The 13,238-nt window shown below is 74.7% G+C and carries 15 protein-coding genes and 1 pseudogene; 12 read left to right on the forward strand and 4 right to left on the reverse strand.

The features are described 5' to 3' along the window. From ABZ721_RS29370 to ABZ721_RS29380, 3 genes and pseudogenes are all read left to right on the forward strand, one after another. Nucleotides 1-626: pseudogene (locus ABZ721_RS29370) on the forward strand (hypothetical protein); the annotation flags it as partial. A gap of 196 nt (nt 627-822) precedes the next feature. After that, nucleotides 823-990 carry a hypothetical protein gene (locus ABZ721_RS29375; protein WP_358791769.1) on the forward strand — a complete coding sequence of 56 codons (168 nt, stop codon included), beginning with the start codon at nt 823-825 and terminating at the stop codon, nt 988-990. Nucleotides 991-1,044: 54 nt separating this feature from the next. Next, complete coding sequence (locus ABZ721_RS29380) at nt 1,045-1,389, forward strand: hypothetical protein (RefSeq protein ID WP_358791770.1); 345 nt, start codon at nt 1,045-1,047, stop codon at nt 1,387-1,389. A 24-nt stretch (nt 1,390-1,413) separates the two neighbouring features. Here ABZ721_RS29380 and ABZ721_RS29385 read toward each other — a convergent pair whose 3' ends face one another. Beyond that, nucleotides 1,414-2,178, reverse strand: coding sequence for a TetR/AcrR family transcriptional regulator C-terminal domain-containing protein (locus ABZ721_RS29385; RefSeq protein WP_358791771.1), 765 nt, complete (start codon nt 2,176-2,178; stop codon nt 1,414-1,416). Between the two features lie 103 nt (nt 2,179-2,281). On the opposite strand from ABZ721_RS29385, the gene ABZ721_RS29390 reads away from it, so the two are divergent. Together ABZ721_RS29390 and ABZ721_RS29395 are read left to right on the forward strand one after the other, a co-directional pair. Further along, nucleotides 2,282-3,283: an ATP-binding cassette domain-containing protein gene (locus ABZ721_RS29390; RefSeq protein ID WP_358791772.1), complete on the forward strand. Its 1,002-nt coding sequence runs from the start codon at nt 2,282-2,284 to the stop codon at nt 3,281-3,283. Then, complete coding sequence (locus ABZ721_RS29395; protein WP_358791773.1) at nt 3,280-4,125, forward strand: ABC transporter permease; 846 nt, start codon at nt 3,280-3,282, stop codon at nt 4,123-4,125. The genes ABZ721_RS29390 and ABZ721_RS29395 overlap by 4 nt, the downstream gene beginning before the upstream one ends. Here ABZ721_RS29395 and ABZ721_RS29400 read toward each other — a convergent pair. Beyond that, nucleotides 4,122-5,255, reverse strand: a complete 1,134-nt coding sequence (locus ABZ721_RS29400; RefSeq protein WP_358791774.1) for a DUF5937 family protein — start codon at nt 5,253-5,255, stop codon at nt 4,122-4,124. The two genes, ABZ721_RS29395 and ABZ721_RS29400, sit on opposite strands and share 4 nt — an antisense overlap. Before the next feature lie 3 nt (nt 5,256-5,258). Between ABZ721_RS29400 and ABZ721_RS29405 the strand changes: the two genes are divergently transcribed. From ABZ721_RS29405 to ABZ721_RS29425, 5 genes are all read left to right on the forward strand, one after another. Next, the gene (locus tag ABZ721_RS29405; protein WP_358791775.1) at nt 5,259-5,789 is read left to right on the forward strand and encodes a tetratricopeptide repeat protein; all 531 of its coding nucleotides are present in this window, start codon (nt 5,259-5,261) and stop codon (nt 5,787-5,789) included. A 74-nt stretch (nt 5,790-5,863) separates the two neighbouring features. Continuing rightward, nucleotides 5,864-7,015, forward strand: a complete 1,152-nt coding sequence (locus tag ABZ721_RS29410) for a glycosyltransferase (protein ID WP_358791776.1) — start codon at nt 5,864-5,866, stop codon at nt 7,013-7,015. Between the two features lie 199 nt (nt 7,016-7,214). Beyond that, entirely contained in the window at nt 7,215-8,474 is a 1,260-nt protein-coding gene (locus tag ABZ721_RS29415) for a glycosyltransferase 87 family protein (protein ID WP_358791777.1), read from the forward strand. A gap of 49 nt (nt 8,475-8,523) precedes the next feature. Then, the gene (locus ABZ721_RS29420) at nt 8,524-8,904 is read left to right on the forward strand and encodes an RNA-binding S4 domain-containing protein (RefSeq protein WP_358791778.1); all 381 of its coding nucleotides are present in this window, start codon (nt 8,524-8,526) and stop codon (nt 8,902-8,904) included. Nucleotides 8,905-9,015: 111 nt separating this feature from the next. After that, complete coding sequence (locus ABZ721_RS29425) at nt 9,016-10,578, forward strand: DHA2 family efflux MFS transporter permease subunit (protein ID WP_358791779.1); 1,563 nt, start codon at nt 9,016-9,018, stop codon at nt 10,576-10,578. Between the two features lie 16 nt (nt 10,579-10,594). Here the strand turns inward: ABZ721_RS29425 and ABZ721_RS29430 are convergent, their stop codons facing one another. Further along, complete coding sequence (locus ABZ721_RS29430; protein WP_358791780.1) at nt 10,595-10,915, reverse strand: hypothetical protein; 321 nt, start codon at nt 10,913-10,915, stop codon at nt 10,595-10,597. Between the two features lie 34 nt (nt 10,916-10,949). Next, a complete protein-coding gene (locus tag ABZ721_RS29435; RefSeq protein ID WP_358791781.1) occupies nt 10,950-11,792 on the reverse strand; it encodes a ribonuclease BN in 843 nt (280 codons plus the stop codon). Nucleotides 11,793-12,038: 246 nt separating this feature from the next. Here ABZ721_RS29435 and ABZ721_RS29440 point away from each other — a divergent pair, with 246 nt between their 5' ends. After that, complete coding sequence (locus ABZ721_RS29440) at nt 12,039-12,320, forward strand: hypothetical protein (protein ID WP_358791782.1); 282 nt, start codon at nt 12,039-12,041, stop codon at nt 12,318-12,320. A 107-nt stretch (nt 12,321-12,427) separates the two neighbouring features. Next, entirely contained in the window at nt 12,428-12,976 is a 549-nt protein-coding gene (locus tag ABZ721_RS29445) for a ferritin-like domain-containing protein (RefSeq protein ID WP_358791783.1), read from the forward strand. Nucleotides 12,977-13,238 lie beyond the last annotated feature (262 nt).

A 13,238-nucleotide genomic window follows, 5' to 3' on the forward strand; every position in this document is an offset into this window, starting at 1 on the left:
CCCCCGTCGAAGCCCTCATGCCCCTGCGCCTGGCCCGCTACGGCATCCCCCTCGCCGAAACCGCCCCCCTCGGCCTCGCCGCCGCCGGCATCACCGCCCCCGTCGTGGCGGCCGTCACCGCCGGCACCGCCGAACCGGACGGCGCCGGCGCGGTCGCGGACGCCGAGCAGGGCGGGGCGACGCGCCACGAGCAGTCCGCCGCCCCGGACGGCGTCGACGGCCGGGCCCACCCGGGGCAGCCCACCGCCGACGAGGGGTACGAGAACCTCTGGTTCACCCCCGTCCCGGTGCTGCCCGCGGACGAGCCGGACGCCTCGTACCCGGTGCCGGACGAGGCGCCGGCGCCCGAGCCGGAACCCGTGGCCGTGCGCGAGCAGCCGGCCCCCGCGTCCACGGGTGCGGCCACGCGCCTCGACACCCTCTACGCGGCCTTCGTCGAACTGACCGACGCCCTGGGCCAGTACCCGACCTTCGACGATCTCGCGAAGATCCTCTTCGTCAAGTACAACGTGACCGGCCGCAGCGGCCAGGCGCTGAGCCCCGACAGCCTGCGCCGCTACGCCGGCCAACTGCGGGAGCGGTACGAGGCGGAGCGGTCGGGAGCGGGAACCGGCGCCGAGGTCTGAGCCGAGGGGCCGGCGGAGGTTTGAACGGGCGCCTTCCCCCACAGGAGTGACCGTTGCGGGAAGTCGCCCTTTCCGGCCATCCCGGGTGGGACAATCCCGTCAGGGTGGTTCGGCATGGTCCGGGACCATTTCGTCGCTTTGACAGGCTCGCCCCACGTGCCGCCGGCTGCCCTGCGCAGCCGGCAGGGCAAGGGAGGTGGCGGCGCTGGCGATCACCATTCTGGAGTGGCTCGGCCTGTGGGTCGGCGTCAGTCTCGCCGCGGGCCTGGTGATCGCCGTGGCCGGATACCGGCGCAACACCCTGCGCCGCCGCGCGCAGGAGACCCGCCGGACCAACCCGCCGGACGAGAAGCCCGAAGCCTGATGGACAACCGCTGACACGCTGTCGCGACGGGGGTCCGTGCGCGACACTGGATCCATGACGCCCGAGCAGCAGCGTGTTCTGGACACGATCGCGTTCCGGCTGGCCGCCCGCCTGGGCATCGACCGGGCCGAGGCCCGGATCGCGGTCGAGGACGCGGCCGAGCGGCGCGGTCCCCATCTCGCCGAGGTCGACGCGGAGTTCCGCGCCGTGGCCGCGGAACTGGCCGCCGCCGGTCAGCCCGCCGCCCGCTTCGCCGCGGCGCTGCACCGCGCCGCCCGGCGCAGTGTGCGCGACGCGGTCCGCGAGCGGGAGCGCGGCAGGCGCTTCGTCGCCCGCCATCCGGACCTGGTCGACCTCGACCACCGCCTCAACGGCCTGTACGAGCGCCCGACGGCCTGACGGCGCGGGTCGCGGCCCCCGGCGTTACGCGGGGGGCTGGGTCAGGACGGTCAGCAGCCGGCCGAGCGAGCGCTCGAAGACCGTGTCGGCGTCCGGCGGTGGGCCGCTGCCGGCGAGCGCCCGGGTCAGCCGCGGGTACCGGCCGCTGAGCGCCACGCCCTGCAGGTAGGCGGCCACTTCGGTGTGCCACTGCGCCCCGCTCGCGCCCTCGCCGCCCCCGGCCCGCGCGGTGGCGTGCTCCCACTCGGCGAACTGGCTGACGAAGCCGTTGAGCAGTGTGAACGCCTCCATCATCGCGGGACCGTCCAGCCCCGTGGGCTCCATCGCCCCGAGGAAGTACTCCATGCAGCGCAACGCGTTCGGGCCCAGGGACGGCCGGGAGACCAGCAGGCCCGACACCCAGTGGTGGCGCCGCATCGCGGCCCGCATCTGGTGGCCCAGCAGGGTCAGGTCGGCCCGGGGGTCGCCGCCGGGCTCGTCGGGGAGCACGAACTCGCCCACGACGGCGTCCAGCATCAGGTCGAACAGGTGCTCCTTCTTGGGCACGTAGTTGTACAGCGACATCGTCCCGGCCCCGAGCGCGGCGGCGACCCGCCGCATGGAGACCGCGTCGAGCCCGCCCGCGTCGGCGATCTCGATGGCGGCGGCGGCGATCGCCGCGCGGCTGTGCGCCGGGCGCGGTCCGCGGCCGGCGCGCTCGGGGCGCAGCCAGATCACTTCAGGGGCTCGGGCGGAGACGGCTCCGCGGCCGGAGTCGGCCGGGCCGGACGGGGATGCGCTGGACGGCATGGATGATCACCTCGCCCCCATCTTAGTTACGTACGACGTACGTAGTATGCTGGCGCCGTTCGCTCGTCTACGTACGACGTACCTAGTAAAGGTGAGGTGCCCCATGCCCATGCGCGACACGGCCCGCGGAACTCCGGCGATAGCCGTCGAAGGCCTCCACAAGCGCTTCGGCGCCACGCACGCGCTGCGCGGCCTGGACCTGACGGTTCCCGTCGGCACGGTGTGCGGACTGCTCGGCCCGAACGGCGCCGGCAAGACCACGGCCGTGCGCGTCCTCGCCACGCTGGTGGCGCCCGACGCCGGGCACGCCCGGGTCGCGGGCTTCGACGTGGTGCGGGAGGCGGACGCCGTCCGGCGCCGGATCGGCCTGGCCGGGCAGCACGCGGCCGTCGAGGAGGGCATCACCGGCCGGGACAACCTGTACCTGCTCGGACGCCTGCACCACCTCGGCTCGGCCGCCGCCCGGCGGCGCGCCGACGAACTGCTGGAGCGCTTCGACCTGGCCGAGGCCGCGCACCGGCTCGTGCGCACCTACTCCGGAGGCATGCGCAGGCGCCTGGACCTGGTCGCCAGCCTCATCACCCAGCCGCCCGTGCTCTTCCTGGACGAGCCCACCACCGGCCTCGACCCGCGGAGCCGGGGCGACATCTGGGACACCGTGCGGGAGTTGGCGGCGACCGGGACCACGGTCCTGCTCACCACCCAGTATCTGGACGAGGCCGACCGGCTCGCCGACGACATCGCCGTGATGGACCGGGGGCAGGTGATCGCCTCGGGCCCGCCGGAGCGGCTCAAGGCGTCCATCGGTATCAGGGTCGAGGTCGCGGTACGGGACGCGGCGCACCTCGGCACCGCGGCCGGGGTCCTGGCCCGGCTGACCGGCGGCGAGCCCGCCGCCGACCCGGTCGCACGGCGGCTCGGCGTCGTCACCGCGCCCGGCCGGACCGTGTCCCTGCCGCACCTGGTGCGGGAACTGGACGCGGCCGGCGTCGTCGCCCTGGACGCGTCACTGCGGCCGCCCTCCCTCGACGACGTCTTCCTGGCCCTGACCGGGGACGGCGCCGCCGCCCGCACCGCGACCACCTCCGGAGAGGCCGTCCGATGACCACCGCCACCCTGCCGCCGACCGTCGCCCCCGCCACCGCGCGCCCCGGACCGCTGCGCCGCGCGGCCTGCGACGCGACCACCCTGGCGCTGCGCGTCCTGCTGTACTACCGGCACTCGCCCGGTCTGATCCTGGCCTCGCTGATCGTGCCCGCCGTCATGGTGGTGGTGTTCGGCTACGTCTTCGGCAGCGCCATGACGGTGCCCGGCGGCGGCGACTACCGGGAGTTCCTGGTGCCCGGGCTGTTCGCCATGGTGGCGGTCAACGGCATCATGCCGACGATGATCGGTGCGGCCCGGGACATCGGCCGGGGCGTCACCGACCGGCTGCGCTCGCTGTCCGTCTCGCGCCCGGCGGTGCTGCTGGGGCAGGTCGTCGCCGACCTGGTGGTCGGGGTGGTCGTCCTGCTGGTGCTGGCCGCGATCGGCCTGGCCGTCGGCTGGCGGATCCGCGGTGGCGCAGCCGACGCGCTCACCGCCTTCGCCCTGCTGGTGCTCTTCCGCTTCACCATGACCTGGATGGGCATCTACCTCGGCCTCGCCGTGGCCAAGGAGGACGTCGCCGCGCAGGTGGGGGTCCTCGTGCTGCCCGTGGCGATGATCACCAACGCCTTCGTGCCCACCGGCGGCATGCCCGGCTGGCTGCGCACGATCGCGGAGTGGAACCCGATGAGCGCCGTCGTCACCGCCTGCCGGGACCTGTTCGGCAATCCCGGCGCCCTGGCCGCGGACGCCCCCTGGCCGCTGGAGCACCCCGTCGCCGCCACCCTCGGCTGGTCGGCGCTCCTGCTGCTGGTCTTCGTTCCGCTGGCGGTCCGGAAGTTCAGCCGGCACGGCCGTTAGCCCGCGCCCGTCGATTCCCGCCGCGCCACCGCGTGGCCGAGGTCGGTGCGGCGGTAGCGGATCTCGTGGCGGTGGCGCTCGCCGACGACGAAGCCCGCGTCGCGCAGGATCGAGAGGTGCTCCGAGACCGTGCCGCCCGCCAGGGCGTGGCGGTGGGCGAGCGCGGAGGTCGAGGCCGGTTCGGTCAGGCCGGTCAGCAGCGCGGCCCGGGTGCGGCCGATCAGCCGGGCGAGCGCGGCGTCCCCGGTGCCGCGCGGGGGCTGCCACAGGGTGCCCAGGCCGCGTACCGGGTAGACGGCGGTGGGCTGCCAGGGCGGGTCCACGACGATGACCACCTCGTCCCACTTGAACGCGCTGGGCACCAGCACCAGGCCCTCACCGCGCAGCTCGCGCCGGTCGTCGTCGCCGAACTCCCGCGTCAGGACGTTGTCGTGCCACCGCAGCATCGGGTGGAGCTCGGCGAACAGCCGGTCGAGACCGCCCTCGGCCAGCCGCCGGGACTGGAAGCCGACGTCGGCGTCGAGCAGGTCGCGCACCCGCGGCCAGACCGGTTCGACCAGGGCGTGCCAGGCCTCGCGGACCCGCCGCGTCAGCAGGTCCAGGACGCCGGCCGGCTCGCCGAGCAGCAGCCGTCCGGTCTCGCTGTCCGCCGCTCCGGGGCTCTCCCGCAGTGAGCGGGCGATCTCGGCGCGGACCTGCGCCGGCGGGGTCGCCGCGATGCGGGCGAGGTCCTCGTCGAAGGTGGCGAGCGGCCCGGTGGGCGGCGGGGACAGGAAGTCGGGGGTGTACCCGCGCCGGGGCTGCAGCAGGGTGATCGGCCGCAGGTCGAGCCCGGCGAGCGCGGGGCGGACCGAGTCCAGCCACCGCCGGTGGTGGCCGGGACCCTGCTCGCCGGTGGCGACGCGGATCGCGGCGAGCGTCTCCAGCGCGGGGGAGACCGCGAACCGGCAGCGCCGCAGGTCGGCGGGGCTGAACCGCAGAGTGACGGCGATGGTGTGCTCCCCGCGGGGTCGGGTGGGCCGGCGAGTGATTCGGTCCCGGCCGAATGACTGGTGGGGAGCGTAGCAAGGCTCGCAGGATGATCCCCGAGAGCGGCGCCGCCGTCCGGCGGGCCACGGTGAGGGGAGCACGACATGAACGACGCGGCGACCGACGCGACCGATACGACCGACGCCGGGTGGGAGGAGCGGAGCGCGGAGCTGTGGGCCGCCATCGACACCTACGGCGAGGACGACTTCCGCGCCCGGATCGGGAAGCTCGCCGCCGAGCTGCCGCCGGACCATCCGGCCGGGCTGTTCGAACGGGCCGCCGCGTTCGACTCGACCGGCCGCTCCGACCTCGCGGTCCCGCTCTACCGCCAGGCCCTCGACCGCGGGCTCGCGGGCGAGCGCCGCCGCCGGGCGGTGATCCAGCTGGCCAGCTCGCTGCGCAACCTCGGCCGCGCGCCGGAGGGCGTCGCCCTGCTGACCGCCGAACGCGACGCCGGCTCCGACCACCTGAACGACGCCGTCACCGTCTTCCTCGCCCTCGCCCTGGCGGACACCGGCCGCGAACGCGAGGCGCTGTCGCTCGCGCTGACGGCGCTGGCCGGCCACCTGCCCCGCTACCAGCGCTCGGCGGCCAACTACGCCCGACTGCTGGTGGAACCCAATCCCACCGGTTGACGGCCCGCGGCGCGGGAGCCGTTCGCGCGGTGGTGGCATGATGGCGGGCTTCGCGAGCGAGAGGGGGCGCCACGGTGCGCATTCTGTTCACCTTCGTCGGAGGAAACGGCCACTTCGAACCACTGGTCCCGATCGCGGCCGCCGCGCGGGCCGCGGGCCACACCGTCGCGTTCACCTGCGGCCCCGGCATGGTGCGGACGGTGGCGGCGGCGGGCTTCGACGTCCTGGGGGCGGACGGCGACGACCGGCCCGCGGAGCGGCGCCCGCTGCTCGCGGTCAGCGCCGAGCGCGAGGACCGCACGCTGCGCGAGGCCTTCGCCGGCCACATGGCCCGCGAGCGCGCCGCGAGCGGGCTCGAGCTGTTCGCCGCGTGGCGCCCCGACCTCGTGGTGGTCGAGGAGATGGACTTCGGCAGCGTGGTCGCGGCCGAGCGCAGCGCGCTGCCGTACGCACGGGTGCTCGTCATCGCCGACGGCTCCTTCGTACGGCACCACGTGATCGCGGAGCCGCTGGCCGCGCTGCGCGCCGCCCACAACCTGCCCGCCGATCCCGGCCTCGGCATGCTCGACCGCCACCTCGTCCTGGCGCCCTTCCCGCCCGGCTTCCGCCACCCGGACTTCCCGCTGCCGCCCACCGGGCAGGCGCTGCGCCCGCGCGGCCTGGACCCGGTGCCGCCGGAGGCGGTGCCGCCGTGGATCGCCGAGCTGGGCGACGGGCCGACCGTCTACTTCACCCTGGGCACCGTGTTCAACGTGGAGTCCGGCGACCTGTTCGCGCGGGTGCTGGCGGGGCTGCGGGACCTGCCGGTCAACGTCGTCGTGACGGTCGGCAAGGACGTCGACCCCGCGGAGCTCGGACCGCAGCCCGCCCATGTGCGCATCGAGCGCTTCGTCCCGCAGGCGGCGCTCCTGCCGCACTGCGACGTGGTCGTCTCGCACGGCGGGTCCGGCAGCGTGATCGGCGCGCTGGCGTACGGTCTGCCGTCGGTGCTGATCCCGATGGGCGCCGACCAGCCCCAGAACGCGGCCCGTTGTGCCGCCCTCGGGGTCTCCCGGGTGCTCGACGCGGTGCGGGCCGCGCCGGACCACGTGCGCGAGGCGGTCGTCGAGGTGCTGGCGGACGCGTCCTACCGGCTGGCCGCCGAGCGCCTGCGGGACGAGATCGCCGCGCTGCCCGGTCCCGCCCACGCCGTCGCGCTCCTGGAGGGCCTGGTGGCGGACGCGTAGCCGCGGCCTTTTCGGGCCCCTGCCGAGCCGCGGCCGTTCGCCCGACCCGGCCTTAGGTGAACGTTTCTGCGTGTTGGTCATTTTGTCAGCTTTTGCCGTGTTTTAGCGTCGGGGGTGGCGTGGTTGGCGGGTGACGTGGACGGTGGAGGTTCGGGTGGCGTCGTGCGGTGGAGCCGGGTGCACGGGATGCGCGTGCGGGGTGGACGGCGGCACTGACGGCACCTGGTCCCGCTGGTGGCTGCCGGCCGCCTACTGGGTGGCCTCGCGGCTGGTGATGCTGGCCTTGCTGCGCACCGGGAACGGGGACATCGCCGCGGAGGTGCACCGGCTGTACGCGCGCTGGGCGGGGGAGCTGCGCGCGGGATCGTTCCCGGTCGGGGACGTCACCTGGCAGTACCCGCCGGGCGCCGGGCTGCTGATGCTCGCCCCCGCGCTGCTGCCCCTGGTGTCGTACCTGCAGGGTTTCGTCGTGCTGATGGTGCTGGCCGATGCCGTGGTGGTGCTGGCCCTGGCCCGCGCGGCGCGCGGCGGGCGCGGCAGCGCGGCCGGGGCCTGGCTGTGGGTGGTGGGCCTGCCCCTGCTGCTGGCACTGCCCTTCGCGCGGTTCGACGTGGCGGTGGCCGCGCTGGCCGTGCTCTCGCTGCTGGTGGTCAACCGGCGGCCCCGGCTGGGCGGCGCGCTCGCCGGGATCGCGGCGATGATCAAGGTGTGGCCGGCGCTGGTCGTGCTCGGCACCCCCCGCGGCCGCTCCACCCGCCAGGCCTGGAGCGCGGTCCTCGCGTCCGCGGCGGTGCTGCTGGCGCTGCTGGCGGTCGGCTTCCGCGGCACGTTCGGCTTCCTGTCCTCGCAGGGCAACCGGGGAGTGGAGGTCGAGTCGATGGGTGGCACCCTGCTGCACCTGGCCCGGCTCGGCGGCTGGCCGGGGCACGTCCGGGTGCACTACGGCTCGTTCGAGTTCCTCGGCCCGTACGTGTCCACCGTCGCCCGCGGCTCGCTGCTGCTGACCGCGGTGGCGTTCGGCTGGCTGCTGCTGTGGCGCTGGCGCGCCCGCGTCTGGAGCGAGGCCACCGTCTACGACGCGGCCCTGACGGCGGTGCTGCTGTTCACCGCCACCAGCCGCGTGATCAGCCCGCAGTACATGATCTGGCTGCTCGCCCTGGCGGCCGTGTGCCTGACGGTGCGCGGCACCACCCAGCGGCCGGTGGCGGTGCTGCTGCTGCTCGCCACCGCCGTCACCGCGGTGGACTTCCCGCTCTTCTTCGGCGCGGTGCTCAACAGCTCCTGGCAGGGCGTCGCCGTCCTGGTCGCGCGCAACGGCCTGCTCGCGGCGGCGACGGTGCTGTCGTGCGTCCGGCTGTGGCGGGCGGCGATCCCGTCGCGCCGGTCCGCCGCCGCGGACGGACACCGCGCGGGCCCGCGGCCGGTGGCCGTGGAGAGCGGGGCCGTCGGCGGTCGCTGACACCGCCCGGGCCCGACCCGGTCGCCGCCCGGCGGTTTAAGGTCGTGCCATGGCTGCAGACGAGGGGACCGTACGGGTCGACAGTTGGATCTGGTCCGTACGGCTGACGAAGACCCGGTCGATGGCCGCCGCGGCGTGCCGCGCCGGCCACGTCAAGGTCAACGGCGAGCGCGCGAAACCGGCCCAGACGGTGAAGGCCGGGGACGAGGTACGGCTGCGCGGGGAGGGCGCCGAGCGCGTCGTGGTCGTCTCGCGCATCGTGCGCAAGCGCGTCGGCGCGCCCGTCGCCGCGGAGTGCTTCGTCGACAACAGCCCGCCGCCGCCCGCGCGCGAGGACATCCTGGCGCTGGGCCGCCGCGACCGCGGCGCGGGCCGCCCGACCAAGCGCGACCGCCGCGAGATGGAGCGCCTGCGGGACATCGAGGCCTGACGCCGTCCGGGCCGCGGACCGCTTGCCGCCGGAGATCGGCGGACCTAGCGTGAGGGGTCCCGGCCGGGCCCTCGACGGCCCCGGCTGCCCGGATCAGGACGGTGGGCCCGCATGTTCTCCAAGTCGCAGACGGTCCGGCGCGGGCCGGACGGGGCCGGGCAGCCCGGCGCCGCCGGTTCCGCCGGGCAGATCCGCGTCCGTACGGCCGCGGGCCGGTGGGTGCTGGTGGCCTCCATCCTCGGGTCGGCACTGGCCGGGATCGACGCCACCGTCGTCAACATCGCCCTGCCGGCGATCGGCCGGGACTTCGGCGCCGGGTTCGGCACCCTGCAGTGGGCGGTGACCGCGTACACCGTCGCCCTGGCGTCGCTGATCCTGCTGGGCGGAGCGCTGGGCGACCGGTACGGCCGCCGCCGGGTCTTCAACGTCGGCGTCCTGTGGTTCGCCGCCGCGTCACTGCTGTGCGGGCTGGCGCCCTCGGCGGGCCTGCTGCTGGCCGCCAGAGCCCTGCAGGGCGTCGGGGGAGCGCTGCTGATGCCCGGCAGCCTGGCCATGATCCAGGCGTCCTTCCACCCGGAGGACCGGGCGCGGGCGATCGGCGCGTGGTCCGCCTTCGGCGGCGTCGCGACCGCGGTCGGCCCGTTCCTCGGCGGCTGGCTCGTCCAGGCGGCCTCCTGGCGCTGGGTCTTCCTCATCAACGCCCCGCTGGCCGTCGCCGTCGTCCTCGTCGCGCGGCGGCACGTCCCCGAGACCCGCGACCCGGCGGCGGCCGGGCGCATCGACGTGCTCGGCGCGGCCCTGAGCTGTATCGGCCTCGCGGGCATCACCTACGCGATCATCGCCGCCCCCGAGCACGGCGCCGGGTCGGCGACGGTGCTGGTCAGCGGCGTGCTGGGGGTGGCGGCGCTGGCGGGCTTCCTCGTCGCGGAGGCGCGGCAGGCGCACCCGATGCTGCCGCTGAGCATGTTCGCCGTACGGCAGTTCAGCGCCGCGAACGGGGTCACGTTCGCCGTCTACGCGGCCTTCGGCGGCGTGTTCTTCCTGCTCGCCGTGCAACTGCAGGTCGTCTCCGGCTTCGCGCCGCTGGCCGCCGGGACGGCGATGCTGCCGATCACGGTCATGATGCTGCTGCTCTCCGCGCGCTTCGGCCGGCTCTCGCAGCGCATCGGGCCGCGGCTGCCGATGACCGTCGGCCCGCTGATCTGCGCGGCCGCGATCCTGCTGATGTTCCGGATCGGGCCGGACGCCGACTACGTGCGGGACGTGCTGCCCGCCGTGGTCGTGCTGGGCTTCGGCCTGGCCGTGCTGGTCGCCCCGCTCACCGCCACGGTCCTGGACGCGGTCGGCGCCGAGCACGCCGGGGTGGCGTCGGGGGTCAACAACGCCGTGGCCCGCGCGGCCGGGCTCATCGCCGTCGCCGCGCTGCCGGCCGTCGCCGGCCTGTCGGGCCGCAGCTACGACGACCCGGTGGCGTTCTCGCACGGCTTCCACGTCTCACTGGTCATCGCCGCGGCGCTGCTGGCGGCGGGCGCCGCGCTGGCCGCCGCGACGATCCGCACCCCGCCGCAGGCCGGGGCGCCGGCCGCGCCCCGGGGCGAGGAGCCGCCCGCGCCGCGCATGCACTGCGCGGTGGACGGCCCGCCGCTGGCCGCCCGCGAGTGCGAGAACCGCTGACGGCGGCCGGCCGCGGTCAGCCCACCAGGCGCCGCATCGTGTAGATCGAGTACGTCCCCATCGCGCCCGTGGGATCCAGTTCCCTGACCTTGTCGACCATCCAGGCGGGTGCCATGCCCTGGGCGCTGTACTCGGCGTCGCCGCGCGCCTCCAGCAGCCAGCCCTCGCCGCCGAGGCGGTCGAGCCGGGCCAGGATCAGGGTGGGGGTCTGCAGCGTCGAGTCCTCCAGCGCGGCGATCTCCGCGCCCTGGCCGGTGACCACCAGCTCGAAGACCTTCTCGGCCCCCTGGGGCCCGTAGTACCCGATGTACAGAAAGCCGTACTGCCAACGCTCCACTGTGTGCCTCTCCAACGGTCGGACGACGGTGCGCTCACCGTCCCTGGGGACGCTTGCGCTCGTACATCCCCTGCCCCGCCAGAGCTCCCGCATAGATGACGAAGCCGATGCCTATCAGCCAGGACTGCACGATCAGGACGGTTCCGATCGGCCCGTAGGAGACCGCGCTGCCGGCGATCAGCGGAGCGAAGACGGCGATGGAGAAGAACCGGAGCCCGACCAGGCCGGCCACGGTCAGCAGGGCGCCGGGCAGCAGCAGCCGCGGCCCGACGCGGCCGCAGAGCAGGAAGTGCTGGCTCCACCAGAAGAACGCCACGCCCCCGCCGCCGGTCACCAGGATGCGCAGGAACGGCTGCAACGGGGTGCCCTCCAGGACGTGCTCCGCGTACTCGGCCGTCAGCAGGTAGCCGACCAGGACCGCCAGTGCCAGCGCCCGCCGCCAGGTGGCGTGCCAGGGTGCGGACGGCAGGTCCCAGATGCGCTCGTAGGCGGTCTGGATGGCGGCGATGAAGGAGAGCCCGAAGACGGCCACGGACGCCAGGCTGAGCGCGGTCGTCGTACTGAGCACCCGCGCGGGGGAGCTGAACAGGCTCTCCACGGCAGCCGCGGAGCTGCCCCGCACCCCGAGCGCGTCCCGGATCCACTGCACGAACCCCTGGCCGTTGTGGCCCAGGGCAGCCGCCACGACGATCAGCAGCGGGACCAGCGTCACCAGGCCCAGCGCGGCGAAGCTCATCGACCGCTGCATGAGTTCTATCTCGACGCCCCGCCGCCAGATCCGGCGCGCCACCCGCACGGGCCTCGGCCCCCGGACGGGCGGACCGCCGTCCGGGCCGGGGTGCACCGGGCGGGTCGCGGGGGTCGGCTCCGAGCCCATGCAGGACTGCTACCCCGTCTCCGCGCGGGTGCACGGAGCAACGGCCGTGCGGGGACGGGGAGTCGGCAGGGACCTCGACCCGAATGCAAAGAAAGTTACTTTCTTGCGTTAGTGATCTCCATTTTTGCGGACGCTGCTGTAGCTTCAGCGCTGTGACGAAACGACTTTCCTAAATAGCCGGGTTCGCGGGCGTCAGCGAGGCGACGGTCAGCCGGGTGTTCAACGGCCAAGCGCGGCCTGGTCCCGGTGCTGCGCACCCGGACCGCGGACGGTGTCTCGGAGGCGCACTACATCCGGATGCTGCTGGACCAGAACATCGGCGGCATCATCTTCGTCGGCGCCAGCTACGCGGACGCGGGCCCCGAGCACGGGCGGATGTTGAAGGAGCGGCGGATCCCCATCGTGCTGATCAACGCGGCGGAGGGGCGCGGCTGGTGCCGGCGGACACCCGCGTCTGGTTCGACGGCGGAGCGCCGGACTCCGCCGAATGACGTCCTGACGCAGGACACGGCGGGGCCGGGCGGCTGATCTGCGGCCGCGGCGGGCGTACGAGGGGGGACAGCCGGGTACGCGCAGCGCGTGGACGGGTCACCCGTTCGTCTTGGCCGCAGATCACGAAGGACGGTAGTAACGACATGGCGGAGTTCCTGACCGACATCGAAACCCTCCGGAGCCGGGCGCGCAAGGAGATGGAGAAGGGTCCGGTGACCGACGCGTACGGCGCGGACCTGGACCGGGTCCTGCAGGTGCTGAACGAGGCGCTGGCCACCGAGCTGGTGTGCGTGCTCCGCTACAAGCGGCACTACTACACGGCCAGCGGCCTGTACTCCGAGCCGGTCGCGGCCGAGTTCCTGGAGCACGCGGGCGAGGAGCAGGAGCACGCCGACAAGCTGGCGAAGCGCATCGTCCAGCTGGGCGGGGAGCCGGACTTCAACCCGGACACGCTCACCAAGCGGTCGCACGCCCAGTACGACGAGAGCCCCGGCCTGATCGACATGATCAAGGAGGACCTGGTGGCGGAGCGCGTCGCCATCGCCTCCTACACCGAGATCGCCAAGTGGCTCGGTGACGGCGACCCGACCACCCGCCGGGTGTTCGAGGACCTGCTGGCCCAGGAGGAGGAGCACGCGGACGACCTGCGCGGCCTGCTGGAGCGCATCCCCCAGGACCAGCAGGGAATCTGACCGGCCCGCACCACCGCCGCTCTCCCGGCCGTCCGCCACGGACCGGCCCGCACGCCGCCAGGGACTCCCGGCGCGGTGCGGGCCGGTCCGTCGCGCGTCAAGCGGACGCTCGGGTCCCCGTGGACCGCGGGAGTACCGTCCGGCCCCGGGCGTTTGCCGCCCGTTCGCGGGGGAAGCGGCTTCAGTACAGAGTTCTCCGGCCGGCCGGCGGCCCTTCGCCCCCGTGCGAAGCTGAACCGGCCGGAGACCTGCCACTCTTTCG

Source organism: Streptomyces sp. NPDC006733 (genome assembly GCF_040636125.1).
Classification (GTDB): Bacteria; Actinomycetota; Actinomycetes; order Streptomycetales; family Streptomycetaceae; genus Actinacidiphila.